The 24,591-nt window shown below is 68.2% G+C and carries 19 protein-coding genes and 1 rRNA gene; 5 read left to right on the top strand and 15 right to left on the bottom strand.

The window, feature by feature from the left end; genetic code table 11:
- The 4 genes from AC1DIP_RS20955 to AC1DIP_RS20940 all read right to left on the bottom strand — a co-directional run.
- Positions 1-148 (bottom strand): 16S ribosomal RNA (locus AC1DIP_RS20955); the annotation flags it as partial.
- A 503-nt stretch (positions 149-651) separates the two neighbouring features.
- Positions 652-1,965 (bottom strand): tyrosine--tRNA ligase, encoded by a 1,314-nt coding sequence (tyrS, locus tag AC1DIP_RS20950; protein ID WP_477734970.1) that lies wholly within the window; start codon positions 1,963-1,965, stop codon positions 652-654.
- Positions 1,966-1,999: 34 nt separating this feature from the next.
- The gene (locus AC1DIP_RS20945) at positions 2,000-4,228 is read right to left on the bottom strand and encodes a HelD family protein (RefSeq protein ID WP_477734969.1); all 2,229 of its coding nucleotides are present in this window, start codon (positions 4,226-4,228) and stop codon (positions 2,000-2,002) included.
- A 63-nt stretch (positions 4,229-4,291) separates the two neighbouring features.
- The gene (locus AC1DIP_RS20940) at positions 4,292-4,960 is read right to left on the bottom strand and encodes a DNA-3-methyladenine glycosylase (protein ID WP_477734968.1); all 669 of its coding nucleotides are present in this window, start codon (positions 4,958-4,960) and stop codon (positions 4,292-4,294) included.
- Positions 4,961-5,088: 128 nt separating this feature from the next.
- Between AC1DIP_RS20940 and AC1DIP_RS20935 the strand changes: the two genes are divergently transcribed.
- Together AC1DIP_RS20935 and AC1DIP_RS20930 are read left to right on the top strand one after the other, a co-directional pair.
- Positions 5,089-6,567 carry an AlkA N-terminal domain-containing protein gene (locus AC1DIP_RS20935; RefSeq protein WP_477734967.1) on the top strand — a complete coding sequence of 493 codons (1,479 nt, stop codon included), beginning with the start codon at positions 5,089-5,091 and terminating at the stop codon, positions 6,565-6,567.
- Positions 6,564-7,058, top strand: coding sequence for a methylated-DNA--[protein]-cysteine S-methyltransferase (locus AC1DIP_RS20930; protein ID WP_477734966.1), 495 nt, complete (start codon positions 6,564-6,566; stop codon positions 7,056-7,058). Before AC1DIP_RS20935 ends, AC1DIP_RS20930 begins: the two co-directional genes overlap by 4 nt.
- 22 nt (positions 7,059-7,080) lie before the next feature.
- Here AC1DIP_RS20930 and AC1DIP_RS20925 read toward each other — a convergent pair whose 3' ends face one another.
- The 10 genes from AC1DIP_RS20925 to argC all read right to left on the bottom strand — a co-directional run bounded on the left by AC1DIP_RS20925 (position 7,081) and on the right by argC (position 17,264).
- Positions 7,081-7,818, bottom strand: a complete 738-nt coding sequence (locus AC1DIP_RS20925; RefSeq protein ID WP_477734965.1) for a maleylpyruvate isomerase family mycothiol-dependent enzyme — start codon at positions 7,816-7,818, stop codon at positions 7,081-7,083.
- 21 nt (positions 7,819-7,839) lie between these two features.
- The gene (locus AC1DIP_RS20920) at positions 7,840-8,388 is read right to left on the bottom strand and encodes a pyridoxine/pyridoxamine 5'-phosphate oxidase (RefSeq protein WP_477734964.1); all 549 of its coding nucleotides are present in this window, start codon (positions 8,386-8,388) and stop codon (positions 7,840-7,842) included.
- 76 nt (positions 8,389-8,464) lie between these two features.
- Positions 8,465-9,898: an argininosuccinate lyase gene (gene argH, locus AC1DIP_RS20915; RefSeq protein WP_477734963.1), complete on the bottom strand. Its 1,434-nt coding sequence runs from the start codon at positions 9,896-9,898 to the stop codon at positions 8,465-8,467.
- Positions 9,899-9,984: 86 nt separating this feature from the next.
- Positions 9,985-11,190: an argininosuccinate synthase gene (locus tag AC1DIP_RS20910; protein ID WP_175319496.1), complete on the bottom strand. Its 1,206-nt coding sequence runs from the start codon at positions 11,188-11,190 to the stop codon at positions 9,985-9,987.
- A 45-nt stretch (positions 11,191-11,235) separates the two neighbouring features.
- Positions 11,236-11,766, bottom strand: a complete 531-nt coding sequence (locus AC1DIP_RS20905) for an arginine repressor (protein WP_476210427.1) — start codon at positions 11,764-11,766, stop codon at positions 11,236-11,238.
- On the bottom strand, positions 11,766-12,767 hold the full coding sequence (argF, locus tag AC1DIP_RS20900) for an ornithine carbamoyltransferase (protein WP_477734962.1): 1,002 nt from the start codon (positions 12,765-12,767) through the stop codon (positions 11,766-11,768). Before argF ends, AC1DIP_RS20905 begins: the two co-directional genes overlap by 1 nt.
- On the bottom strand, positions 12,764-14,014 hold the full coding sequence (locus AC1DIP_RS20895) for an acetylornithine transaminase (RefSeq protein WP_477734972.1): 1,251 nt from the start codon (positions 14,012-14,014) through the stop codon (positions 12,764-12,766). Before AC1DIP_RS20895 ends, argF begins: the two co-directional genes overlap by 4 nt.
- A gap of 41 nt (positions 14,015-14,055) precedes the next feature.
- Positions 14,056-15,015 carry an acetylglutamate kinase gene (gene argB, locus AC1DIP_RS20890; RefSeq protein ID WP_476210422.1) on the bottom strand — a complete coding sequence of 320 codons (960 nt, stop codon included), beginning with the start codon at positions 15,013-15,015 and terminating at the stop codon, positions 14,056-14,058.
- A 54-nt stretch (positions 15,016-15,069) separates the two neighbouring features.
- Positions 15,070-16,236: a bifunctional glutamate N-acetyltransferase/amino-acid acetyltransferase ArgJ gene (argJ, locus tag AC1DIP_RS20885; RefSeq protein WP_477734961.1), complete on the bottom strand. Its 1,167-nt coding sequence runs from the start codon at positions 16,234-16,236 to the stop codon at positions 15,070-15,072.
- A complete protein-coding gene (gene argC, locus AC1DIP_RS20880; protein WP_476210418.1) occupies positions 16,233-17,264 on the bottom strand; it encodes an N-acetyl-gamma-glutamyl-phosphate reductase in 1,032 nt (343 codons plus the stop codon). The genes argJ and argC overlap by 4 nt, the downstream gene beginning before the upstream one ends.
- 160 nt (positions 17,265-17,424) lie before the next feature.
- Between argC and AC1DIP_RS20875 the strand changes: the two genes are divergently transcribed.
- The 3 genes from AC1DIP_RS20875 to AC1DIP_RS20865 all read left to right on the top strand — a co-directional run bounded on the left by AC1DIP_RS20875 (position 17,425) and on the right by AC1DIP_RS20865 (position 23,901).
- A complete protein-coding gene (locus tag AC1DIP_RS20875; RefSeq protein WP_476210416.1) occupies positions 17,425-18,390 on the top strand; it encodes a zinc-binding dehydrogenase in 966 nt (321 codons plus the stop codon).
- A 163-nt stretch (positions 18,391-18,553) separates the two neighbouring features.
- Positions 18,554-22,528: a Pls/PosA family non-ribosomal peptide synthetase gene (locus AC1DIP_RS20870; protein ID WP_477734971.1), complete on the top strand. Its 3,975-nt coding sequence runs from the start codon at positions 18,554-18,556 to the stop codon at positions 22,526-22,528.
- 11 nt (positions 22,529-22,539) lie between these two features.
- Positions 22,540-23,901 (top strand): M1 family metallopeptidase, encoded by a 1,362-nt coding sequence (locus AC1DIP_RS20865; protein ID WP_477734960.1) that lies wholly within the window; start codon positions 22,540-22,542, stop codon positions 23,899-23,901.
- Here AC1DIP_RS20865 and AC1DIP_RS20860 read toward each other — a convergent pair.
- Complete coding sequence (locus tag AC1DIP_RS20860; protein WP_477734959.1) at positions 23,865-24,569, bottom strand: 4'-phosphopantetheinyl transferase family protein; 705 nt, start codon at positions 24,567-24,569, stop codon at positions 23,865-23,867. The genes AC1DIP_RS20865 and AC1DIP_RS20860 overlap by 37 nt on opposite strands.
- Positions 24,570-24,591: the final 22 nt, after the last annotated feature.

The following is a 24,591-nucleotide window of genomic DNA, read 5'->3' as shown; positions in this document are numbered from 1 at the left end:
GGCTTATCCCAGAGTCAAGGGCAGGTTACTCACGTGTTACTCACCCGTTCGCCACTAATCCACCCACAAGTGGGCATCATCGTTCGACTTGCATGTGTTAAGCACGCCGCCAGCGTTCATCCTGAGCCAGGATCAAACTCTCCGTTGAAAACAAACAGACACAACCAAAACCACCGGAAATAACGGCGCCAAAGGCTGCACAAAATTTGAAACCAGCTAAAAACACCAAACCACACCACAGGGGCGGCACGATTCGGCACAATCAACCAATTACATACATAATCGGTATCAACAAACTTGGCACACTATTGAGTTCTCAAACAACAGACACATTCGAATATTCCCGAAAGTAATTCAAAAGAGAATTTCTTTTCCGTATTTCTTCGCTGCGATGTTTTTATCTTATTTCATTCATATTCGCTTTTGCAAATCCGGTTGTTTTCCCGGAATTCACTCTGCGGAATGAATCCGCCCAGCAGAATGGGAAGCATTCTTCGTTCCATGCACCGCATGGCCGAGAATTGCTTCTCAATATCAGTTGGGGGTTTGTCACCACTCAGCGGCGGCGACTCAGAAAACAATACACGCCCCTCCGTGGCCGCGCAAATCGGCCGCCGAGGGGCGTGCAGGTGGTAGGTTTCGCTCCCCCGGTTACGGGACCAGTACCTCGACGGTGGCAAGGTTCTTCTTGCCCCTGCGCAGGAGCAGGTACTGGCCGTGCAGGAGCTCCGATTCGGAGATCACAGCTTCAGGATCCGAGACTTTCTCGTTGTTCACGTAGGCTCCGCCTTCGCCCACTGTCCGGCGCGCGGCGGACTTGCTCTCGGAAAGGCCGGACGCCACCAGCAGGTCGACAATCCCCATCTCATCCACCTGGACTGTGGTGGAAGGAAGCTCGGATGTTGCAGCCTGCAGCGTTGCCTTGTCCAGCGCGGCCAAGTCGCCGTTGCCAAACAGTGCGGCCGACGCGGCGATGACCTTTTCGGTGGCGTCGACGCCGTGCACCAGGGAGGTCACTTCGAAGGCAAGCTTCCGCTGCCCTTCCCGGGCGAACGGACGCTCGGCCACCGACACTGCGATCTCTTCGATCTCGGCGCGCGTCAGGAACGTGAACACCTTGAGCCGGTCCACCACGTCCGCGTCCGCGGTGTTAAGCCAGAACTGGTAGAACGCATATGGGCTGCACATGCCGGCGTCGAGCCAGATGGCGTTGCCTTCGCTCTTGCCGAACTTAGTTCCGTCCGAGTTGGTGATGAGCGGGGTTCCGAGGGCATGGACGCTCTTGCCCTCCACCTTGCGGATCAGTTCGGTACCGCTGGTGAGGTTGCCCCACTGGTCCGAGCCGCCGGTCTGCAGTACGCAGCCGTAGTCGCGGTAGAGCTGCAGGTAGTCCATGCCCTGCAGGATCTGGTAGCTGAACTCGGTGTAGCTGATGCCTTCATCCGAGTTCAGCCGGGACGCGACGGCGTCCTTGCGCAGCATGGTGCCCACCCGGAAGTGCTTTCCCACCTCACGCAGGAAGTCGATGGCGCTCAGCGGCGCCGTCCAGTCCAGGTTGTTCACCATCCTGGCTGCGTTGTCCCCGTCGAAGCTGAGGAAGCGCTGGACCTGGGCCTGCAGGTAGCCAACCCATTCCGCCACGGTGTCCTTGGTGTTCAAGGTGCGTTCCGCCGTCGGACGCGGGTCCCCGATCATGCCGGTGGACCCTCCCACCAGGCCGAGGGGCTTATGCCCTGCCAGCTGAAGCCGCCGCATGACCAGGAGCTGGACCAGGTTGCCCAGGTGCAGGCTGGGCGCAGTGGGGTCGAAGCCGCAATAGTACGTGACCGGCCCGTTGGCGAGGAGCTTTTCGAGCTCCCCTTCATCGGTGGAGACATGGACCAGCCCACGCCACTTCAGTTCCTGCCAAATGTTGGCGAAAGTGGGGTCGTTGCGCTGCGGTTCGAGGTTGTTCAGTTCTGGCACGCTTCCTAAGTTAGCAGTAACGCCGATTGCCCCGTCAGCCGGCAATACCGGCGGGGACCGGTTGCGCCGCGATCAGCCGCAGCCGCTGCGTGGCGCGGGTCATGGCGACGTACAGGTCCCCCACTTTGCCGTGTTCGTGGTTCAGCATCACTGAAGGTTCCAGGACCACGACGCCGTCGAACTCCAGGCCCTTTGCCTCGCGCGGGCTGATGACCACGATGTCCTGCTCGTAGCTGCCGGCCCCGGTGCCGATCCTGCGCCCGTACACGGCGCGCAGGGCAGCCGATGCCTGGGGCAGGAGGTCACCGTCGGCAATCACGGCGAGCAGACCGCCGTCGAGCGCTGCAAGCTCCTCCGGGAGGACCTCCACCAGCCGCTCCACCACGGCGCCTGCGGACACTTCGTCGATGATGGGGTCCCAGCGGCCCTCGCGGACGGCCTTGGGCGCGGACACCACCAAGCCGGCGGCGTTGGCCATCCTGACGGCGGCCTCCGCGATCTGCGAGGGCGTGCGGTAGTTGACGGTCAGTTCCTCCAGCTGCCACCGGTCACCGAACATCGGGGCCAGCGCGCCCTGCCAGGAATTGGCGCCGGCCACGGAACTGGTCTGGGCGATGTCGCCCACGATCGTGAAGGACTTCAGCGGGCACCGGCGCACCAAAAGCCGCCACTGCATGGGGGAAAGCTCCTGCGCCTCATCCACGACGATGTGCCCGAACGCCCACGTGCGGTCGCTCGTTGCGCGTTCGGCTGCCGTCTGCCGGGCTTCCTGCTCCCGGTTCTGCTCCGCCAGCTCCTCTGCGGACATGAGCGGATCCACCCCGGCGGCTTCCATGTTGACCAGGGTCTGCTTTGCGTTGGCGAGGTCCCGGGCACGGTCGTGCTCCTGCTGCGCCAGCCCGCGGCCTGCGGCCGGATCCAGCTCCCCAAGCAGTTCGGCGGCCTCGTCCAGCAGCGGGACGTCGGACTCGGTCCACGGCGCATCGGCCGGACGCTGCAGCAGCGCCCGCTCGGCCGGGGGCAGGTGCGGGGTGCAGAACTCCAGCACCTCCGGCTTGCTGAAGAGGTCGGAGATGAGCTTCTCCGGCGTCATGGGCATCCAGCACAGGTTCAGGGCAATCCGCACGTCCCGGGCGGTCCGGACGTCCTCGGCCAGGTAGGAGCGGTCTGCGTTGTTGCCGATGTTTCCGGCCTCGACGAGCTCGGTCATCTGCTCGGTCAGTTCGCGCAGCAGGATCTTCACGAACGTCACGCGGGCCTCGTTGTACGGCTTTCCGGTGGCGCGGGCGCGCTCCCGCGCGCGGCGCACCTGCCGGGGCGTAAGGGTCAGCTTGCGGCCGTCCACCTCGAGGATCCGGTTCTGGGCGGGGACGCGCATGCGGTTGGAGACGGCGTTGGCCACGATGGCGGCCATGTCCAGCCGCCCCTTGATGGCGGCGACGTCGGCGTCTGTTTCGGGCACGGCGTGGATGCCGGGCATCAGTCGGCCGAGGCTGGCCATGACGACGCCGGTCTCACCCAGGGAGGGCAGCACCCGTTCGATGTACTTCATGAACGACGACGACGGCCCCACCAGCAGCACGCCGGCACTCTTGAGGCGGTCACGGTGGGTATAGAGCAGGTAGGCGGCGCGGTGCAGGGCCACGGCGGTCTTGCCGGTGCCGGGTCCGCCCTGGACTACGACGGCGCCGGAGATGGAGGAGCGGATAATCCGGTCCTGCTCCGACTGGATGGTGCTGACGATGTCCGACATGCGGCCGGTCCGCTTGGAGTTCAGCGCGGCCAGCAGGGCACCTTCGCCCTGGAGCGATTCGTCGTCGGTGAGCATCCCGGCGTCCAGGACATCGTCCTCGATGGCCTTGACCTCGCGTCCCTGCAGGATCAGGTGCCGGCGGCGGCGGACGCCCTGCCGGTCAAAGGCCGTGGCCTGGTAAAAGTGCCCGGCCTCAGGGGCACGCCAGTCCACCATGAGCCGCTGAAGGTCTTCGGTGGTGAGGCCGATGCGGCCGATGTACTGCGCTTCGCCGGAGTCCAGGTCCAGGCGGCCAAAGACCAGCCGGTCATCCACCGCATCCAGCTGCGCCAGGCGGTCCTCATACAGTGCGGCAAACGCGTCACGTTCCGAAACGTTCTGCATGGTGCCCACGGCTCCGGCACGGCGGACCTGCGCCAGCTGGCCGCGCTTCTCCTCCCGGAGTTCCTCCAGCCGGGCATACAGGCCGGCTACATACTCCCGTTCGTGGGCCAATTCGGCGTCGTGCATTAACGTTCCCCTATCGCGAAAGACAGACCGTCCATTCTACAACCATTTCCGTTAACGCCGGTGTTACCCGGGCGGCGCACCGGCGGCATTCCGGTTCCTCGGTTTTGCCGCCTTGTACTTCGAGACGGTGGGGTCACCGGTGAGCCAGAACCGCCAGGCGTAGTCCGCCGAGCCTCCGGCACCGGCCACCCCCACCCGGGGACCGGAACTGACCGGGCCGCCGGGGACGGACGGAAGCTCCAGCCCAAAGGGGGGAGCCAGCGCGTCCCGGCCGCTGTCCGCCGTCGTCAGTCCTAAAGCCTTGGCAAGCCGGGCCGGGCCGCTGGCCAGGTCCGCGGGACTTTTCGACGTCGGACGGCGCCGCCGGGCAAGCTCCAGCCCGTCCACGATCTCCCCCGCCCTCAGCAGCAGCGCTGATGCGACGCCAGGCGGACCGCAGACGATGTTGGTGCAGTGGTGCATCCCGTAGGTGAAGTAGACGTAGAGGTGCCCGGGCGGGCCGAACATGGGGGCGTTGCGCGGTGTCGGGCCACGGTAAGTGTGCGATCCGGGGTCCGGGTGCAAAGAGTCCTCCGGCCCCAGGTAGGCCTCCACCTCCGTGAGCCGGACGGACACGGCACCGTCGCGGGACTCGTGGGTTAGCACGGCTCCGAGCAGCTTTGGTGCGAGTTCGCGGGCGTCGGCGGACAGGAAATCCCGCAGTTGTTCCGTCGCCCCAGCGCTGTGGTTCATTGCTTGACCTTACCCGGATGCTGCGGTCTTCATCCGCCGCCGGAAAAGGGTCCGGGCTGATTTTGCCCGCCAACGGCCATGTCCGATTTCCGCTAGTAGCAGTAGCCGGCGGCTGGCAGGATGGATACATGGACTTCTGGCAGCGCTACCGGGCAATCGATGCCCGGGATACCCGCTTCGACGGTCAGTTCTTTACGGCCGTCCGCACCACGGGAATCTACTGCCGCCCCTCGTGCCCCGCCCGGACGCCCAAGGCGTCCAACGTGACGTTCTACGAGACGTCCGCCGCGGCGCACGAGGCAGGCTACCGCGCCTGCAAACGCTGCCTGCCGGAGGCGGTCCCCGGCACGCCGGCCTGGAACGTGCGGCAGGACATCGCGGGGCGCGCGATGCGCCTGATCAACGATGGCGTGGTCAACCGCGACGGCGTGGCGGGCCTGGCCGCCCGGCTGGGGTATTCGCCGCGCCAGCTGAACCGGATCCTGGGCCAGGAACTGGGTGCTGGCCCGCTGGCGTTGGCCCGCGCCGCCAGGGCCCAGACGGCCCGCACCCTGCTGGTTTCCACATCGATGAAGCTCGCCGACGTCGCCTTCGCAGCAGGCTTCAGCAGCATCAGGCAGTTCAACGAGACCGTCGCCGAGGTGTTCGATATGAATCCCACGGCGCTCAGGAGGACCGTCCGCCATCCGGTGAACGGCGGCGGCGCTGCGGCACTGACCCTGGACCTGCCCTACCGGCCGCCCTTCGACTCGGGCATCTTCTCCTTCCTGGCGGTCCGCGCCATCCCGGGGATCGAGGAGGGCACGTCAACCTCCTACGCCCGGACGCTGTGGCTCCCCCACGGCGACGCGCGGTTCCGGGTGGAGTACAACGCCGGCACCGGGGGACGGCCGTTGACCCTCACCATCGGCGCGGTGGACCTGCGCGACCTTCCAGCGCTGCTCAGCCGCGTCCGCCGGCTGTTCGACCTCGATGCGGACCCGGAAGCGATCGACGGCACCCTCGCCGCCGATCCCAGGCTTGCCGGTTCGGTTGCCGCGGCACCAGGTATGCGCCTGCCGGGCGCCGTGGATCCGCAGGAACTGCTGGTGCGGGCCATGGTGGGCCAGCAGATCACGGTGGCAGCCGCCAGGACCGCCCTGACCCAGCTGTCCGCCGCGGGCAGGCCCAGCAGTGCGCCCGGCGACGGCCTGGACCGGATGTTCCCCACGCCAGCGGAAATCGCGGCCGCCGGACACCTGCTCCGCGGCCCGCGGCGCAGGACCGAATCGCTGCTGCACGCCGCATCGGCAATCGCCGGCGGCCGCCTGGACTTCGGCTACGGCGACGACCTCCCCAGCCTCACCGCCGCACTTTTGCCGCTCCCCGGCGTCGGGCCCTGGACCGTGGGGTACACCGCCATGCGGGTCCTCGGCGCCCCGGACATCTTCCTTGCCAACGACGCCGCCGTGCGGAACGGGATCCGCGCCCTCGATAATGGGACCAGCGCCCTGAGCCCGGACTTCCGGGAGGCCAGCCCGTGGCGCTCCTACGCCACCATGCACCTCTGGCGCGCTGCCGCCCGGCCCGCCACAAGAACCACCATTCCTGCGAAAGGGACGCCATGAAAGCCCAACTGCTTCAGCTGTCGACGCCGGACGGTCCGTTTACTGTCCTCGCCCAGGACGGCGTGGTCCTTGCGTCCGGCTGGACGGCGGGGCTGGCGGAATTGACCGGCCAGGTCCATCCCGCGCTGCGGCCCGATGCTGTGGAAGAGGTAACGGACCTTGGCGGGATCTCAGCCGCCGTGGAGGCCTTCTACGCCGGTGACCCCACCCCGGCCATGGCAGTGCCGGTCCGTCAGCAGTCCGGACCATTCCGCGCCCACGCCTGGGATGTGCTGCGACAGGTCAAGCCGGGCTCACCCGTTACGTACTCGGAGTACGCCGCCCTGGCGGGGAATCCGCGGGCCGTGCGGGCCGCCGCCAGCGCCTGCGCGTTCAACGCCGCTGCCCTGTTTGTGCCATGCCACCGCGTCATACGGACCGACGGCTCATTGGGCGGCTTCCGCTGGGGCCTGCGCATCAAGGAGAGCCTGCTGGCCCGCGAGGCCGCCTGACCACTCACTCCCCTGGCGTTGGCTACTTGGGGTCCGGCATCGCCGACGGCCAGGGAAGCAGTGCGGGAAGATCGGCGCCGTCCCCGGCGGCGGTGGCCCGCAGGCTGTCCAGCGACGGCTGCCGGCCCGCAAGCCAGGCCGCGATGCCCGTCACCATTCCACTGACGACGACGGTGCTGCCGCCGGTTCCGAGAGTCAGCGGCGGGAGTGCCACGGGCTGCAGGACCAGCCGGGTTTCCGCCGGCACCCTGGCAGCGAGGAAGTCGAAGAGGTGGGAGCAGAATGCCCTGTTCCAGGTCTCGGGTCCCGCGCCGGTATCCAGGTCCGCGGTGTGGATGACCAGCTCGCGCCAGAGCGCCAAACCGGCGTCGAAGATCACGCCGTCACGGAAGGCGATGCGCGTCTGCCATTCGTCCTCCCCCAGCGCATCGAAGGCCGCCAATGCCCGCTGCAGCGCGGCCGCGACGTCCCCCCGGTGCTCCTCCAAGCTATGGCCGGCGGCAAGCTCGATGGCCCGGTTGCGGCCGTCCACACCGCTGTCGTACAGCTCTACCGTCCTGCCGGACCGCCCGTATTCCACCTGGCGGGCCAGCGCACTGCAGATTCCGGCGATGTGGGCCAGGAGGTGGCCGCGGCTCCAGCCGGGAAGGGTAGACGGGGCCCTTTCGCCGCCGGCGGGAATCCGGTCCACCGCAGCCGTCAGGGCGTCCGCGGCTTTATGCAGTTCAGCGAGGAGGTCGGCAGGAGAAGGTGAGGTCATGCGGCCAGCCTAGCCGAGCAGTCAGTCCAGGGGGCTTCCGTCCGGCCCGACACGGTGACGGACGTGTCGGCGGTCGTTGCTGGCCTGCCAGAACTCGATTTCGGCCGGCTGGAGGGCATAAAGCTGCCAGTCAGGGTTGTCGCTGCCGTCGGCCCGGGGCCGCTCGTGCCAGTCGACGGCGGAGGCCTCGGCGGACAGTTCGGTCACCGCTCCCACCACCCTGACCTGCCGGCCCAGGGCCGGCCAGTAGAAGTTCATCGCGGCGCGTGGTGACCCCGTCAGTTCGCGGCCCTTGCGGGAGGTGCGGGATGTGGCGAAGTGCCAGCCGTCGTCGTCAATGTTCTTCAGGATGAGCATCCGCGAGGACGGCTGCGCGGCGCCATCGGTGGTTTCCCCGACCGTGGCGAGGCTGAACGCGTGCGGCTGCTGCTCCCCCGCTTCCAGCGCCTCGTCCAGCCACTGCTTGAAGAGCAGAGCCGGGTCCTGCGGGGCGTTGTCCGGGTCAAAGCCGGGCAGGTCGGAGGGAAAGTCGGGCAGCGTGCGAAGGAACTTACGGAAGGTTTCGCTCATGGCCCCAGCCTAGCCACAGACAGGATTCGACAAGCTCAACCACCGGCGGTGGTTGAGCTTGTCGAATCCAAGCCAACTACCCGGCGTACTCCCGCACGCCGGCAAGCTCGCCTTCCAGCGCTGCAAGCTGGCGTTCGACGGCGGCCGGTGCCGTGCCGCCCTGGGAGTTGCGGCTGTTGAGCGAACCCTCCGTGGACAGTACGGTGCGGACCTCCGGGGTGAGGTGCTCCGAGATCGCTGCGTACTCTTCGTCCGTCAGGTCCCACAGCTCAACGCCGCGGGACTCGGCCTGTTTGACGGCGGCACCGGACAGCTCGTGGGCCTCGCGGAAGGGAACGCCCTGGCGGACCAGCCATTCGGCGATGTCCGTGGCCAGCGCGAAGCCCTGCGGGGCCAGCGATTCCATCCGCTCCGTGTTGAAGGTCAGGGTGGCGATCATGCCGGACACGGCCGGGAGCAGCAGCTCCAGCGTGTCGGCGGCGTCAAACACCGGCTCTTTGTCCTCCTGCAGGTCGCGGTTGTACGCGAGCGGCAGCCCCTTGAGCGTGGCCAGCAGCCCGGTCAGGTTGCCGATCAGGCGCCCCGCCTTGCCGCGGGCCAGCTCGGCGACGTCCGGGTTCTTCTTCTGCGGCATGATCGATGACCCCGTGGAGTACGAATCATCCAGCGTGACGAAGGAGAACTCCTTGGTGGCCCAGAAGATGACTTCCTCGGAGATCCGGGAGAGGTCCACGCCGATCATCGAGCAGACCCACGCGAACTCGGCGAAGACGTCGCGGGAAGCGGTGCCGTCGATCGAGTTATGCACGGCGGAAAAGAACCCGAGGTCCGCTGCCACCGCATCCGGGTCCAGGCCCAGCGAAGAACCGGCCAGTGCGCCGGAACCGTATGGCGAAACCCCTGCCCGCTTGTCCCAGTCCTGGAGCCGCTGCACGTCGCGCAGCAAAGCCCAGGCGTGGGCCAGGAGGTGGTGGCTGAGCAGGACGGGCTGGGCGTGCTGCAGGTGGGTGCGGCCGGGCATGGCGACACCGTGGTGCGCCTTGGCCTGCTCCACGAGCGCGTCCACCGTAGCCAGGACACCGCGGGCGATGATGCGGGCGTGGTCGCGCAGGAACATCCGGCCCAGGGTTGCCACCTGGTCGTTGCGGGACCGGCCGGCGCGGAGCTTGCCGCCCAGCTGGGCACCGGCACGCTCGATCAGGCCGCGTTCCAGCGAACCGTGCACGTCCTCATCCGACTCCGCCGGCAGGTAGGCGCCGGACGCCACGTCCTCGTCCAGCTGCGTCAACGCCGCGAGCATGCCTTCCAGCTCCGCACCGTCCAGCAGGCCGGCCTTGTGCAGCACGCGGGCGTGCGCCTTGGAGCCGGCGATGTCGTAGCGGGCCAGCCGCCAGTCGAAGTGCGTGGACTTGCTCAGCGCCGCGAGGGCGTCCGCGGGGCCGCCGGCGAACCGGCCGCCCCACAGTGCACCTGTATTTGTGGCTTCGGTTTTTTGGGTTTCGCTCCCCACCCGCTCCCCTACCTCGCTAGCTCGGCCGGGGACCCCTGCGGATGTGGCCCCATGCTCAACCGATGAATGCTCTCCGGTCACGAAACTTACTTCCCTGCGACGCGGATGTCGCGGCCGGAGGCGACCTTGGCGGACATGCCCCACAGCTCGATGAAGCCCTTGGCCTGTGACTGGTCGAAGGTGTCACCGGTGTCGTAGGTGGCCAGCGAGAAGTCGTACAGCGAGGTGTCGGAGCGGCGGCCGTTGACGATGGCCTGGCCACCGTGCAGGGTCATGCGGATGTCGCCGGAGACGTACTTCTGGGTGTCCTCGATGAAGGCGTCCAGGGAACGCTTCAGCGGGGAGAACCACTGGCCGTCGTAGACAAGCTCGGACCAGCGCTGGCCAACGGTGGCCTTGAAGCGGGCCTGCTCGCGCTCGATGGTGATGTCCTCGAGGTGCTTGTGCGCGGTGATCAGCGCCATCGCGCCCGGGGCCTCGTAGATCTCGCGGGACTTGATGCCCACCAGGCGGTCCTCGACGACGTCGATGCGGCCGACGCCCTGGGCACCGGCGCGGCGGTTCAGTTCCTTGATGGCCTGCAGCGGGGTGACCTTGACGCCGTCGATCGCGACGGGCACGCCGGCTTCGAAGGAGATGGTGACCTCATCCGGTGCCGGCGGGAACTCCGGGGTGGCGGTGTAGTCGTAGATGTCCTTGGTGGGGGCGTTCCAGATGTCCTCGAGGTAGCCGGTTTCGACGGCGCGTCCCCAGACGTTCTGGTCGATCGAGTACGGGTTCTTCTTGGTGGTCTCGATGGGCAGTCCCTTTTCCTCGGCGAAGGCGATGGCCTTGTCGCGGGTCAGGGCGAGGTCGCGGACCGGTGCGATGCACTTCAGGTCCGGGCCCAGGGTCTGGATGCCCACTTCGAAGCGGACCTGGTCGTTGCCCTTGCCGGTGCAGCCGTGCGCCACGGTGGTGGCGCCGAATTCCCGGGCTGCCTTGACCAGGTGCTTGACGATGACCGGGCGGGAGATGGCGGACACCAGCGGGTAGTGGCCCTGGTAGAGGGCGTTGGCCTTCAGCGTGGGGACGCAGTATTCGTTTGCGAACTCGTCCGAGGCGTCGGCGACGTAGGCCTCGACGGCGCCGCAGCCCAGGGCGCGCTGGCGGATGGTTTCCAGCGATTCGCCGCCCTGTCCGACGTCGACCGCCACGGCGATGACCTCGGCACCGGTGGCTTCACCGATCCAGCCGATGGCGACGGACGTGTCCAGGCCGCCGGAGTAGGCCAGCACAATGCGTTCAGTCACTTTAAATGCTCCTTGTTGGGGTTGGTTGATGATTTGTCTTCAAGCTTATTGCCCGGCGTCCTCTGCGAGCTGCAGGAAACGGGCGGCGAGGTCCGGGCCGCCCAGCGGGTCGCGGGAGACCAGCAGGACGGTATCGTCTCCGGCGATGGTGCCCAGGATGGACGGCATCACCGAGTGGTCGATGGCCAGGGCCAGGAAGTTCGCCGCGCCGGGCGGTGTCCGGAGCACGGCGATGTTGGCGGACGCTTCGGCTGTCACCAGCAGTTCGCTGCACAGCCGCGCGAGCCGGGCGTCCAGGATCTCCTGGGTGACGCCGCTCCTGGCGGCCCGTTCCCCGCCCTCGCCGGGGACGGCGTACACCAGGACACCTTCCTTGCCGCGGACACGGACGGCACCCAGTTCCACGAGGTCCCGGGACAGGGTCGCCTGGGTGACCTGGACGCCCTCGCCCGCCAGCAGTGCCGCGAGTTCCGCCTGGGAACGCACGGACTGCCCGGTCAGGATGGCGGTGATGCGCGCCTGCCGGGCGGTCTTGGTGGCCGGGCTGGTGCCCGCGGAGGACGGCTGGGCGGACACTAGAACGTGCTCTCTCCGGTGCCTTCGACCGGAGCGAGTCCGTCAACGAAAGCCAGGCCGGAGCGGTGCATCAGCCAGGCCATCAGGGCTTTCTGGGCGTGGAGGCGGTTCTCGGCTTCGTCCCAGACGATGGACTGCGGGCCGTCGATGACGTCGGCGGAGATCTCGTAGCCGCGGTAGGCGGGCAGGCAGTGGAGCACGACGGCGTCATCCGCAGCGAGTGCCATGGCTTCCGAGTCCACGGAGTAGTCCCGGAACAACTGCATCCGGGCTTCCTTTTCGGCTTCCTGGCCCATGGAGACCCAGGTATCGGTGGCCACGACGTCTGCGCCCTGCAGCGCTTCCTTGGCGTCGGTGGTGATGAGCACGGAGCCGCCGGTTTCGGCCGCACGCTCCCGGGCTGCCGCCACGATGTCCTCCGCCGGCAGGTAGCCCTCCGGCCCTGCGATGCGGACGTGCATGCCGGCGGTGACCCCGGCCAGGAGGTAGGAGTTGGCCATGTTGTTGGCGGCATCTCCGAGGTAGCTCATGGTGAGCCCCTTGAGGGAGCCCTTGTGTTCCTTGACGGCGAGGAGGTCGGCCAGGAGCTGGCATGGGTGGTAGTCGTCGCACAGGGCGTTGATGACCGGGACCTTCGAATTTTCGGCCATGGCCACCAGGCCTGCGTGGGCGCCGGTGCGCCACACGATGGTGGAGACCATGCGTTCGAGGACCTTGGCGGTGTCCTCCACGGATTCCTTGTGCCCGATCTGCGCTTCGCCGGGGTTGATGATCAGGGCGTTGCCGCCCATGTCGGCCACGCCGGTGGCGAACGAGACGCGGGTCCGGGTGGAGGTCTTGTCGAAGATCACGGCCACGGTCTTGCGGCCGCTGCCTTCCGCGGCGTAGGGCTGGACGCTGTAGGGGGCTGCCTTCATGCGGGCAGCGAGGTCCAGCACCTCTGCCTGCTCGGCGGGGCTGAGGTCGGTGTCCTTGAGGAAGTGCCGGGTTGCGGTGGTCACTGGGCGTCCTTTGCTGCTTGGAGGATTGCCGGGAAAGCGGAGAGGAAGGTATCGGCCTGCGCTGTGGTGAGGATCAGCGGGGGTGCCAGGCGGATGGTGCGCGGGCCCGGGCTGTTGACGATGAATCCGGCGTCGAGGCCGGCCTGCACCACGGCCGGGGCGACGTCGGCGTCCAGGTCGAAACCAATCAGCAACCCTTCGCCGCGGACTTCGGTGACGCCGGGGATGGCCGCCAGCGCGGAGCGCAGGTGCTCCCCCACTGCCGCGGCGTTGGCCAGCACGTTCTGGCTTTCCAAGGCATGGAGGGTGGCCAGCGCCGCCGCGGTGGCCACGGGGTTTCCACCAAAAGTGGTGCCGTGCTGGCCCGCCGACAGCAGCGACGACGCCTGCTCGCCAAAAGTGATCATGGCACCGATGGGGAAGCCTCCGCCCAGCCCCTTGGCCAGGGTGATGGCGTCGGGAACGACGCCTGCGTCCTCGCTGGCAAACCACTTGCCGGTCCGGCCGATGCCCGTCTGTACCTCGTCCAGGATGAGCAGGGCGCCTACCTTGCTGGTGGCCTCCCGCGCTGCCTTCAGGTAGCCCGGCGGCAGCGCACGGACGCCTGCCTCGCCCTGGATGGGCTCCAGGAACACGGCTGCCACGGTGTCGTCAACGGCTGCCTCCAAGGCGGCGATGTCACCGAACGGAATGTGGAGCACGCCCCCGGGCAGCGGCTCGAACGGTGCGCGGTAGGCTTCCTTGGCAGTGAGCGCCAGCGCGCCCATGGTCCGGCCGTGGAAGGCTCCTTCGAGGGCGATGATCCTGGTCCGCTTCACCGGGCCGTCGCCGGTGTTGCGGCGGGCCAGCTTGAAGGCGGCCTCGTTCGCTTCGGTGCCGGAGTTGCTGAAGAACACCTTGGAACCGGCCGGCGCGTGGGCCAGCTCCAGGAGTTTCTCGGCCAGCGCCACCTGGGTGGGGCTGGTGAAGAAGTTGGAGACGTGGCCCAGCGTGGCCAACTGGCTGGCGATGACCGAGGTCACGAACGGGTGGGCGTGGCCCAGGGCGTTGACGGCGATGCCGCCCAGGAGGTCCAGGTATTCCTTGCCGTCGGCGTCCCACACGAGGCAGCCGGCGCCGCGGACCAGGACCCGCTGGGGCGTGCCGAACACGTTCATCAGCGAACTGGAGTAGCGGGACAGCCACTCGGAGCCGGCGTGGCCCTGGGTTTCGACAAGCTCAACCACCGGACTCTTCTGCCCAACCATTGGGCTCTCCTGCTCAACCACCGGGGTGTGCTGACTCTCGTTCATCCGTTGATCTCCTCGTCCGGGACTACCTGGGTGCCGATGCCCGCCGTCGTAAATGTTTCAAGAAGCATGGAGTGGGCCAGGCGCCCGTCCACGATGTGTGCCCGCTCCACGCCTTCATCGACGGCCTTGAGGCAGGCGGCCATCTTGGGGATCATGCCCGATTCAAGCTTCGGGAGCATCTTCCGCAATTCCGACGCGGTGAGGGACGAGATCAGGGAGGATTTGTCCGGCCAGTTGGCGTAGAGGCCTTCGACGTCGGTCAGGATCACCAGCTTGGAGGCACCAAGGGCCGAGGCCACGGCGGCCGCTGCGGTGTCGGCGTTGACGTTCAGGACCTGGCCGGTGGGCTGGAACCGCGCGGCTCCCGCCACGCCTTCGCCGCCGTCGACAATTTCCGGTGCCACCGTGGAAATCACGGGGATGCGGCCCGCGGCGAGGATGTCCATGATGCCTGCGGGATCGACGCCGACCACCTCGCCCACCAGCCCCAGGTCCACTTCTTCGCCGTCCACCACGGTCCCGGTGCGGACGGCGCGGAGCAGGCCGCCGTCTTCGCCGGACATGCCGACGGCGTAGGGACCGTGGGAGTTGATCAGGCCCACCAGTTCGCGGCCCACCTGGCCGGTGAGGACCATGCGGACCACGTCCATCGCCTCAGGGGTGGTGACCCGCAGGCCGCCCTTGAATTCGGATTCGATGCCCAGCCGGCCCAGCATGGCGTTAATCTGCGGGCCGCCGCCATGGACCACCACGGGGTGGATGCCAACGTGGTGCAGGAAGACGATGTCCTCGGCGAAGGCACGCCGGAGTTCGTCGTTGACCATGGCGTTGCCGCCGTATTTGATCACCATGGTGGTGCCGGCGAACCGCTGGATCCAGGGCAGGGCCTCGATCAGGGTTTCTGCCTTGTCCTGGGCGGCGGACATGCTGGTGGTTTCACGCGTCTGGGTGTTCATGTTGTCACTTTCCACAGCGGCTTGTGCCTGGCGGTATTGCCGTGGCCGGGGCTCCTAGCTGGAGTAGGCGCTGTTTTCGTGCACGTAGTCGTGGGTGAGGTCGTTGGTCCAAATGGTGGCTTCGGCGTCGCCTGCCTGCAGGTCGATTTCCACCAGCACTTCGCGGGGTTCCAGGTCCACCAGGGAGCGGTCATCGCCGATGCTGCCGTTCCGGCAGATCTGGATGCCGTTCATGGCCACGTTGAGTTTGTCCGGCTCGAAGGCGGCGTCGGTGGTTCCCACGGCGGACAGCACACGTCCCCAGTTGGGGTCCTTGCCGAAGATGGCGGCCTTGAAGAGGTTGGAGCGGGCCACGGAGCGGCTGACCGTCTCAGCGTCGGCTTCACTGGCCGCGTTGAAGGTCCGGATGGCGATGTCGTGGCTGGCGCCCTCGGCATCGGCGATCAGCTTGCGTGCCAGCTCGGCGCAGACCTGGGTCAGCCCGGCACCGAACGCTTCGGCTGTGGGCACAGCCCCGGAAGCGCCGGAGGCCAGCAGGACCACGGTGTCGTTGGTGGACATGCAGCCGTCCGAGTCGGCGCGGTCAAAGGTGACGCGGGTGGCATCGCGGAGGACGACGTCGAGCATTTCCGGCTGCACGTCGGCGTCCGTGGTGAGCACCACCAGCATGGTGGCCAGGCCCGGGGCCAGCATGCCGGCTCCCTTGGCGATGCCGCCGATGCTGAACTCCTGGCCGTCGGCGTCGGTGCCGATGAAGAGCGCTGACTTGGGCACGCTGTCCGTAGTCATGATGGCGGTTCCGGCGGCCGGACCGCCGTCGGAGCTCAGCGCAGCGGCGGCAGCCTCCACCCCGGGCAGGATTTTGTCCATGGGAAGCTGCTCGCCAATCAGTCCCGTGGAGCAGACGAAGACGTCGGTGGCCGAAATGCCGAGGACCTTCGCAACTTCCTCTGCCGTGCTGTGGGTGTTCTGGAAACCTGTGGGGCCGGTGCAGGCGTTGGCCCCGCCGGAGTTGAGGATGACGGCGTCCACCCGGCCGTCGGAGACCACCTGGCGGGACCAGTGCACGGGGGCTGCTGCCACCCGGTTGCTGGTGAAGACGGCGGCTGCGGCCTTGGAGGGGCCGTCGTTGACGACCAGGGCGAGATCGGGGTTACCGGAGGCCTTGAGTCCGGCGGTGACGCCGGCGGCCCGGAATCCCTGGGGTGCGGTGATGGTCACGGGGCTACTCCCTGAAGGTTGAGGCCGGCGGTTTCCGGCAGGCCGAGTGCGATGTTCATGGACTGTACGGCGCCCCCGGCAGTGCCCTTGGTGAGGTTGTCGATGACGCAGGTGACGACGACCCGGCCCGTATGGGCGTCGAAGGCCAGCTGCATGGCGGCATGGTTAGAGCCCTGGACCGATTTGGTCGCCGGCCACTGGCCTTCCGGCAGCAGGTGGACGAACGGCTCGTCGTCGTACGCCTCGGCCCAGGCGAGGCGCAGCTGCGCGGCCGTGGTGCCGGCCTTGACCTTGGCGGTGGCGGTGGTCAGGATGCCGCGGCTCATCGGGGCCAGGGTGGGCGTGAAGGAAACGGAGACCTGCTCCCCCGCAGCATTGGACAGGCCCTGCTCGATTTCCGGAGTGTGCCGGTGGCCTCCGCCCACGCCGTACGGGCTCATGGAGCCCATGACCTCGGAGCCGATCAGGTTGACCTTGGCGGCCTTGCCGGCGCCTGAGGTCCCGGAAGCGGAAACGATCACGACGTCGTCGGGCTCCAGCAGGTGCCCCGCGAAGCCGGGAGCCAGGGCCAGGAGGGCGGACGTGGGGTAGCACCCGGGAACGGCGATGCGTTTGGCGCCCTTGAGGGCTTCACGCTGGCCGGGCAGCTCGGGAAGGCCGTAGGGCCAGGTGCCGGCGTGGGCGGAGCCGTAGAACTTTTCCCAGGCGGCGGGGTCCTCAAGCCGGTGGTCTGCGCCGGCGTCGATGACCACCGTGCCCTCCGGCAGCTGGGCGGCGATCTCCGCGGAGGCGCCGTGCGGCAGGGCAAGGAATACGACGTCGTGGCCGGAGAGGTTCTCCACGGTGGTGTCCTCGAGGATGCGGCTGGCCAGTCCGTGCAGGTGGGGCTGAAGTTCACCGAGGCGGGAACCTGCGTTGCTGTGGGCTGTGATGGCTCCAATGGTCACACCGGGGTGCCCGGCAAGCAGGCGGAGGACCTCTCCCCCGGCGTAGCCGCTGGCTCCCGAAACCGCAACAGAAATAGTCATGCTTCGACTATACAACAATATTTATGCATTGCTACCGATATTTATGCATAGGAGATGATTGCCCAGGAAGGGCCCGGTACTTGTCCTGCCATCCCCCCGTGTCCCTAGGATGGTTCTGGCAGCCGGGGCCGGAGACACCGGGCCCCGCGAAAGGAGCGCCATGACGCACGCAATCGTCGCACGGCAGGCAGGCGGACCGGAAGTCCTTGACTACACGGACGTGGAAATCCCCACTCCCGGTCCCGGGCAGCTGCTGTTCAAGGTCGGGGCGGCCGGCGTCAACTTCATTGACACCTATAAGCGCAGCGGGATCTACAAGGTCCCTTACCCGTTCACGCCCGGATCGGAGGCCGCCGGTACCGTGGAGGCCGTGGGCGAAGGGGTAACCGGCTTCACCGTGGGCAGCCGGGTAGCTACTGCGGAAGGCATCAACTGCTACGCGGACTACGCGCTGGTGGATGAGGACGCCGCGCTCCCGGTTCCGAAGGGGCTGGACATCTTCACCGCCGCCGCCCTCCCGCTGCAGGGCGTCACCGCCCACTACCTGATGAACTCGACCTTCAGGGTGGAGTCCGGCCACAAGGTCCTGCTGCACGCCGGCGCCGGAGGCGTAGGGCTGTTGCTGATCCAGCTGCTCAAAGCACGCGGGGCGGAAGTCATCACCACGGTCTCCACCGACGAAAAGGAACAGCTGGCACTCGACGCCGGCGCGGACCACGTCCTGCGCTACGACGGCTTCGCGGAGCGGGTCAGGGACATCACCAGCGGAACGGGCGTAGACGTCGCCTACGACGGCGTGGGCAAGGACACCTTCGACGGCTCGCTGTCCGCTTTGCGTGTCAGGGGGATGCTGGTCCTGTTTGGAGCGGCTTCCGGTCCGGTTCCGCCATTTGATCCGCAGCGCCTCAATGCCGCGGGTTCGGTGTTCCTCACACGCCCCACCATGGGCCACTACCTGCGGGACGCGGCCGAGCGGCGCTGGCGTTCGGATGAAGTGTTCGCCGCCGCTGCAGACGGCAGCCTCAAGGTCCGCATCGGAGCGCGCTACCCCCTCAACCAGGCCGCGCAGGCGCACCGCGACCTCGAGGGCCGCAAGACCACCGGGAAAGTCCTGCTGGTTCCCTAGGCGCCGGCCACATTAACAGCCCGCAAACGCCTGGACCGCCGGAAACGGCGCGTCCGGGCGCGCCGGACACCTGTTGTTCATCTTCTCCCCGGAAAATACGGAGGTGACCCAGCAGCAGGTCCCCTCCGGGGATGCACGTTCCGGCGAGGAGCCAGCCAGCACCATGACAGACGGAGCAGCAGCCCCGGGCAGGTCCCGGACGTCCGACGACGCAGGCCGGCACCCGGCGGTCCACCAGCCCCAGCTGCCCGGCGCCCTCGCGGCACCGCCGGCCAGGACCCTGATCGACATCCTGCAGGAGACGGCCGCCCGTTTCCCCGAGGCGTCCGCACTGGATGACGGCCGCACGTCGCTCAGCTACGCCCAATTGCTGCAGGCCGTCCGGGCCACCGGCCGGCGGCTGCACCTCGCCGGACTGGGCGCCGGCGACAGGATCGGCGTACGGATCCCTTCCGGCACCAGCGAACTGTATGTCTCCATCCTGGCCATCCTCCTGGTGGGCGCGGCCTACGTTCCCGTGGATGCGGACGACCCCGAGGAGCGGGCCCGGCTGGTTTTTGGCGAAGCCCGGGTGGCAGCCGTTCTCAGGGCAGGCGGCGTTATCGAAGCGGGGCCGGCCGGAACCCGGCCAAGCGGTCCCTTCAAAGGGGCCCGGCCACCCGGACCTGGCGACGACGCCTGGGTCATCTTTACCTCAGGATCCACCGGAACGCCCAAGGGGGTGGCCGTCCAGCACCGGTCGGCGGCGGCATTCGTTGACGCGGAAGCGCGGATCTTCCTGCTCGGGGAGCCGCTCGGCCCCCAGGACCGGGTTTTGGCCGGCCTGTCCGTCGCGTTCGACGCATCCTGCGAGGAGATGTGGCTCGCGTGGCGCCACGGCGCCTGCCTGGTGCCGGCGCCCCGGGCGCTGGTCCGCACCGGCATGGACCTTGGGCCCTGGCTGATCAACCACGGCATCACGGCCGTCTCCACCGTGCCAACCCTCGCGGCACTGTGGCCCGCCGAATCACTCGAGAATGTACGCCTCCTGATCTTCGGCGGCGAGGCCTGCCCGCCGGAACTGGCCGAACGCCTTGCCGTCGAGGGCCGGGAGGTCTGGAATACCTACGGACCCACGGAAGCGACGGTGGTGGCCTGCGCGGCACCCCTGGGCGGGCCTGGCCCGGTACGGATCGGCTTGCCCCTGGACGGCTGGGACCTGGCCATCGTTGACGCGAACGCGGAACCGGTGGCCGAGGGCGCGGTAGGCGAACTCATCATCGGCGGTGTGGGCCTGGCCCGCTACCTTGATCCGGCGAAGGATGCCGAAAAGTACGCGCCGATGCCCACCCTGGGGTGGGACCGCGCCTACAGGTCAGGCGACCTCGTACGGTACGAACGGGCGGGCCTGGTCTTCCAGGGGCGCGCCGACGACCAGGTCAAGCTGGGCGGCCGCCGGATCGAACTCGGCGAGATCGATGCGGCCATGCAGGCACTCCCCGGAGTCGCCGGCGCGGCCGCGGCTGTGCAGACCACTGCCGCGGGCAACCAGATCCTGGTGGGCTACCTCGCGGCGGTGTCCGGCCAGGACCTCAACCTGGCGGCCGCCCGGGAACAACTTTCTGCCAGCCTCCCGGCGGCCCTGGTGCCGTTGCTGGCTGCCGTGGAGTCGCTCCCCACCAAGACCAGCGGAAAAGTGGACCGGCACGCCCTGCCGTGGCCGCTGGCCGGTGCGGGCGCCGCAGAGGCGGATGCCGCTCCGTTGAACCTCCCGGACGATGCCGCATGGATCGTGGAACAGTGGAGCAGCGTGCTGGGCAGCCCCGTCACCTCGCTGGACGCCGACTTCTTTGCCTACGGCGGCGGATCCTTGTCCGCCGCCCAGCTGGTCTCCGCGCTGAGGGGGCGCTACCCGACCATCACGGTGGCCGATGTCTATGCCACGCCCAGGGTGGGCGCGCTGGTGGAGCTGGCGCGGCAGGTCCACCCGGCCGGGGACTCCGGTCCTGCGCGGGAGCGCACCGTGCGGCCCACCGCCAGGAAGTCGCAGGTCTTCCAGACACTCATGGGGGTGCCCCTGCACATCCTGGTGGGCATGCGCTGGCTGACCTACCTCATGGCCATCAACAACCTGTTGGCCGGACTCGCGGGCTTCACCGCGGCGCCCACCGTGTCGTGGTGGTCGGTGGCCGCTTCCTGGCTGGTCTTCGTCAGCCCTGCCGGGCGGATGCTCCTGTCCGTCGCCGCCGCCAGGCTCCTCCTCCGCGGCGTCATGCCGGGGATCTACCCCCGGTCAGGCCGGGTCCACCTCCGGTTGTGGCTCGCGGAACAAATCCAGGACCTCGCCGGTGCGATCAGCCTTGCCAGTGCGCCCTGGGTGCCCTATTACGCCAGGGCGCTGGGCGCGAAAATTGGCCGGGACGTCCAGCTTCACTCATTGCCGCCTGTCACAGGAATGCTGACGCTGGGCAGTGGGGCGAACGTGGAACCGGAGGTGGACCTGTCAGGGTGGTGGATCGACGGTGACAACGTCCATATCGGCGCCATCCGGATTGGCCGGGGCGCCAGCATTGGGGCCCGGAGCACACTGATGCCGGGGGCTTCGATCGGGGCAGGCGCACAAGTGGAAGCCGGCTCTGCAGTGTTGGGGAAGGTGAAGGCAGGCCAACTGGCGGCGGGTTCACCGGCCCGGCGGCAAGGCAAGGCGAAGCACAGCGTGCCGGACACCCCGGTCCAGGGAAGACTGGCCGCACGGGCATGGTTCGTCGGCTTTGCCCTGGCGTCGGCAGTGCTCTCCACCATCCCCTACCTCTCCGCTGCCGCAGGGCTATGGACCGCGTTCGCCTTTATCCAGGGCAGCCCCTCGCTGACAGGGGCCCTGCCCCGGCTCGTGGCAGCCCTGGCTCCGGCGTCGCTGGTGTGGTTCACGGCGACGGCACTCCTGGTCCTGGCCGCCACGCGGCTCCTGTCCATCGGCATCACGGAGGGCTACCACCGGGTCCGCAGCCGCGTCGGCTGGCAGATCTGGGCTACTGAGCGGGTGCTGGACCTGGCCCGGGACCTGCTCTTCCCGATCTACGCCAGCCTCTTTACGCCGGTTTGGCTGCGCCTGCTGGGCGCAAAGGTGGGCAGGAACGTGGAGGCATCCACGGTGCTGCTGATCCCGAAGATGACCACCGTGGGTGAAGGGGCGTTCCTTGCCGATGACACCATGGTGGCTTCCTACGAGCTCGACGGCGGTTGGCTGCGCGTGGCTCCCGCAAAAATCGGCAAGCGGTCCTTCCTGGGCAACTCCGGCATGACCGCCGCCGGCCGCAACGTCCCGAAGAATTCGCTGGTGGCCGTCCTGTCGGCCACCCCGGCAAAAGCGAAGTCCGGGACCTCCTGGCTGGGAAGTCCGCCCGTCCGGTTGCGGCGGACGGCCATCGCCTCCGACGACACCCGCACCTTCCAGCCCCCGCCCAGGCTGAAGCTGGCGCGCACCCTGTGGGAGCTCGGCCGGTTCCTGCCGGTCATGCTCACGGTCGCCATCGCGGCCGGCACCATGCTGGCCTTCGACTGGATCGCAGCGACCTGGGGCTACGCCGCCGCCGCCCTGCTCACCGGCGTCGTGATGCTGCTGGCGGGCCTCGTGGCAGCAGGGGCGTCCGTCGCCGCGAAGTGGGTCCTGGTGGGGCGGATCCGGCCCGGCGAACATCCGCTGTGGAGCTCCTTCATCTGGCGGAACGAAGTGGTGGACAGCTTCATCGAACTGGTCACGGCGCCGTGGTTCGCCCGGGCAGCATCGGGCACCCCGGCGCTGGTCTGGTGGCTGCGTGCGCTCGGGGCGAAAATTGGCAGCGGCACGTGGTGCGAGAGCTATTGGCTCCCTGAAGCCGACCTGGTGGCCCTTGGCAGGAATTCCACGGTCAACCGGGGCTGCGTGGTGCAGACGCACCTGTTCCACGACCGTGTGATGAGCATTGACGCTGTTACGCTCGAGGACGGGGCCACCATGGGCCCGCACGGGGTCATCCTTCCCCAGGCCAGCATCGGCGCCGGCGGAACGGTGGGGCCGGCATCCTTGGTGATGCGCGGCGAAGCAGTGCCCGCCGCAACGTACTGGATGGGTAACCCGGTCAGCCCGTGGAGCGGACCCGGATCGCCGTCTGCCACCTAACCGAAGGTCCCATGAGTTCTTCAGCATCAGCCGCCCGGGGCAGCATTTCCGCAGCCACCGGAACCTCTCCCGACCCGTACCTGCCCGGTACCGGGACAAACGCCTTCCGCGTCGAGCGGTACGAACTGGACCTGGACTACCGGGTGGCCAGCAACCGGCTCAGCGGCAAAGCGGTGCTGCACGGCGTGACCTGCGCTCCGACGTCGGCCATTGTCCTGGACCTCGTTGGCCTGCGCACCACCAAGGTCCTGCTGGACGGCCGCAAGCCGCTCCGCTTCGCCCAGCGGGCCGGGCAACTGGTGGTCACCGCGCCCCGCCCCTTCGAAGCGGACCAGCCCTTCACCCTGGAGGTGCGCTATGAGGGCAACCCGCGCCCGCGGCGCGGCCCGTGGGGCGAGGTGGGCTGGGAGGAATTGACCGACGGAGTCCTGGTGGCCGGGCAACCCAACGGCGCACCCTCCTGGTTCCCCTGCAACGACCACTCCGGGGACAAGGCGAGCTACCGGTTCACCGTCACCACGGAGGCGAATTACCGCGTGGTATGCAACGGCGTACTACAGTCGCATACTGCCCGCGCCAGCCGGGAAACCTGGGTCTACGAACAATCGGAGCCGATGGCCACCTACCTGGCCACGGTGCAGATTGGCCGGTACGTGCCGTTGGAGCTGGACGCCGGACGGCACGGGATGCCGGTTCCGCAGTCCGTGGCTGTCTCCCCCGCCCTGGCGGAGCGTGCCAGGACAGGACTGGCCCGGCAGCCTGCCATGATGCGCACGTTCAGCAATTGCTTTGGCCCTTATCCGTTTCCCGCGTACACGGTTGTGGTGACCGAGGACGAACTGGAAATCCCGCTCGAGGCGCAGTCGATGGCAATCCTGGGTCCCAACCACCTGGGCCTGGACTGGGAGTCCCAGCGCCTGATCGCCCATGAGCTGTCGCATCAGTGGTTCGGCAATTCCCTGACGGCGGCGGGCTGGCAGGACATCTGGCTGCATGAAGGTTTCGCCTGCTATGCCGAATGGATCTGGTCGGAGGAAGCAGGGGTCATGAGCGTGGCGGAGCGGGCCGCCGCGGCATGGCACCGGCTGGCGGAGGAAGACCAGGACATCCTGGTGGGCGATCCCGGTCCCGAGCGGATGTTCGACGACCGCGTCTACAAGCGCGGCGCGCTGGCCGTCCATGCGGTCCGGATGGCCGTGGGCGACCTCGCCTTCTTCGCGGTGCTGCAGGACTGGACCGCCGGCCACCGGCACGGCTCCGTCACGACGCAGGACTTCATCGTTGCGGTCAGCAGCGCCACAGCCGTCGACGCGGAGTCGCTGCTGCATCCCTGGCTTTACGAGGAGCCGCTGCCGCCACTGCCGCGGGCCTGAGCGGGCAGGGAAAGTGCGACGGCGGCCGCAAGGTGTGCGGGCAGCCCGGTTTCAGCAGGGTCCAGGTCCCGCAGGCCGGGACGCCCACTGACGTCCACGGTGGACGGCGCAGTCCGGAGTCCGTCACCGGTCATTTTCAGCCAGGCTTCCTTGCGTGCCCAGAGCCTTGCCCTCGCCGCCGGCAGCAGTTGGGCCGTGACGTCCCGGAGGGTCTGGCGCTCTGCCGGCGTCAGGGCGACCCCGTCAAACCCATCAAAGCCAGTACGGCCCGGATCCTCCATGTCCGCGCCCAGCCGCGTTCCCGGGGCGGCGTCCACCACAGCCGCCAATAACGTCCAGCCCGCCGCCCGGGACAGGCTCAGGGCCAGCGGCAACGGCGCGCGACGGTAGCTGTAGCCCGGCCGGCCGTGGCCCAGCTCCGGACCGGTGCCGCAGCGCGGGCAGCTGTAGGCCACAGTGAGCTCTTCGGCGGGAACGGAGAGCAGCTCGGCGGCGAACCTCCGCTGCGCCAGCCGGCCGGCCAGGAAAGCAGTGCCGGCAGCCGGCGACATGGCCCGGGCCCGCGTCAGCTCGACGCCGTCGAGGAGGCGTTCGGCGTCCCGCTGCACCCCACTGTCTTTCCCGGACAGCAGGAAGGGCGGGATGGCGTGCACTTCGCATTGCGCCATGACCCGCCCTTCCCGAAAAGCC

It is taken from the genome of Pseudarthrobacter sp. 05T312 (assembly GCF_056396685.1).
This window is presented reverse-complemented; position numbering and strand designations above follow the sequence as displayed.